Source organism: Terrabacter sp. 2TAF16 (assembly GCF_052115065.1).
Classification (GTDB): Bacteria; Actinomycetota; Actinomycetes; order Actinomycetales; family Dermatophilaceae; genus Terrabacter.
The window spans coordinates 1-1,006 of record NZ_JBFRFZ010000041.1; the positions used below are offsets into that span (position 1 = coordinate 1).

The 1,006-nt window shown below is 68.4% G+C and carries 1 protein-coding gene; it reads right to left on the minus strand.

Features of this window, described 5'->3' with window-relative positions:
• Positions 1–936, minus strand: a 936-nt coding sequence (gene istA, locus AB4Z14_RS22040; protein ID WP_442277112.1) for an IS21 family transposase, incomplete at its 3' end; no start/stop codon positions are given.
• Between the last annotated feature and the right edge of the window lie 70 nt (positions 937–1,006).

Here is a 1,006-nt window from a genome sequence, read left to right on the forward strand (position 1 = left end):
GTTGCTGTCGACGCGGACGTAGTAGTCGCGGCCAAGGCGGACCCGGTTGACCCAGCCCACCGCGGGCGGGACCGGTGGCAGCGGAAGCATCGCGGCCCGATCAGCATCGACCCTGTCGACCGGACGCGCCCGGATCGTGCGCACCACGCGGCTGTTGGCGATGGTGAGCCAGTCGGTGAACTGGGCGTCGAAGTCCGCCGGGGACTCGAAAGTCCTGCCGGGCATGAAAGAGGTCTCGTAGTAGCCGTTGCGACGCTCGACCACGCCCTTGGACTCCGGGTCATACGGCTTCAATCGCTGCACCGTGGTGGCCAGGGTGCCAGTGAACGCACCGACCCCCTCGGCGTGCCGCTTCCCGCGGCCGATGCCGCTCTCGTTGTCCCAGATCAGCCGGCGCGGGACCCGGCCGAGCTGCTGCAGCAGCTCCCACATTCCCAGCAGCAGGTCGGCGGTGTGCCGGGTCGGAATCATCCGCCCGAGCATGAACCGCGAGTGCGCTGCCGTCATCACGAGCACCGGCAGCAGCCTCGTCGTGCCGTCCTCGAGCGGGATCTTCCGCGGCGGGAACCACAGGTCGCACTGCGCTGCGTCCCCGGGCAACCACGTCAACCGGTCCGCCGGATCGACCGGCCTGTGCTCAGAGCGCAGTCCCCGGACGTTGTCGCGGAACCACGTGATCGACCCGGCCCAACCGACCCGCTCGGCGATCACCGTGGCCGGCATGTCCGGATGCTCGGACAGCAGCTGCCGCACTGCTGGCTCGAACGGCGTGAACGTCGTCGGCACGGCCGGCCGCTCGTACTTCGGTGGCCGGTCCGAGGCCAACGCCCGCTCGACCGTCGACCTACCGATCCCCAAGTCCCGTGCGACCTGACGCTGCGGAACACCATCCGCAACCAGTCGCCGGATCAGAGCCCAATCCTCCACTGAGATCACCCATCCAATCTGTCTGGGTGGCCTCGTTTTCGACCGTCGCTATGGCCTCGTTTTCAAGCGTCGTCGACAC